Source organism: Streptomyces sp. 5-10, from assembly GCF_014712245.1.
Taxonomy (GTDB): Bacteria; Actinomycetota; Actinomycetes; order Streptomycetales; family Streptomycetaceae; genus Streptomyces; species Streptomyces violaceusniger.
Window position 1 is genome coordinate 1 of sequence record NZ_JACVYG010000207.1, and the last position, 887, is coordinate 887.

At 66.0% G+C, this 887-nt stretch carries 1 protein-coding gene; it reads right to left on the minus strand.

The features are described from left to right. The coding region (locus IEJ02_RS50980; protein ID WP_223865629.1) for a condensation domain-containing protein at positions 1 to 887 on the minus strand (887 nt) is incomplete at both ends.

An 887-nucleotide genomic window follows, 5' to 3' on the forward strand; every position in this document is an offset into this window, starting at 1 on the left:
TCCCGCACCACCCGCCGCTCAAACAACTCATGCAGACAGCCCGGAGCCTCGAACTCCACGTCGGTCGCATTCCACGCACCCACCACCAGCTCACACTCCGCGGCCGGCAGCACATCCAACTCCCGCACCGGCGTGCTCGGCGCCGACCGCAAAGCCCCCACCAACTCCAACAGCGCCTTCTCCATCAGCCCACACACCCGGCCCGCATCCACCACCCGCGCAACCGCCTGCGCCGTCAGCACAAATTTCTCACCAAGATCGTCCACCGACAGCATCAAGGGATAGTTGGTACGCTCCTCACCACCCAGCGGCTCAAATCCCTCCCACACCTGATCGGTAGCTTCAGAGGCAGCAAGGGCGCTGTGCCGGTAGTTGAGCAGGCTGGTGAACAACGGCATCGACGCATGCACACCACTACACCGCTGCGCCAACGCCAACGACGCATGCTCATGCCCCAACAACCGCGTCAAGAGCTCATGCGTGCGGAGCACCCCCGCCTCCACGGTGTCCTCACCCACCGCAATCCGCACCGGCAAGGTGTTCACGAACAAGCCCATGCCTCGGTCCGCACCCGCGCCACCGTGCATCCGGCCGAACAACACCGTGCCGAAGACCACGTCCTCCCGGTCGGTCAACCGCGCCAACACCTGCGCCCACGCCTGGTGGCACAGACTCGCCACGCTCACCCCGAGCCGCCGCGCCACAACACGCATCTGCCCAGCCAGGTCGGGGCTGAGCTCGATACGCGCCTCATTGACTCCGGAACCATCGCCTTGGACGTCCAGCAGTCCGAACGGAGCGGTGGGCTCATCCACGTCACCCAGGAGCTCGCGGAAGAACGCCTCGTGTTCCTCACCGCTGACACCCAGCACCGCCTGCGCCACCAC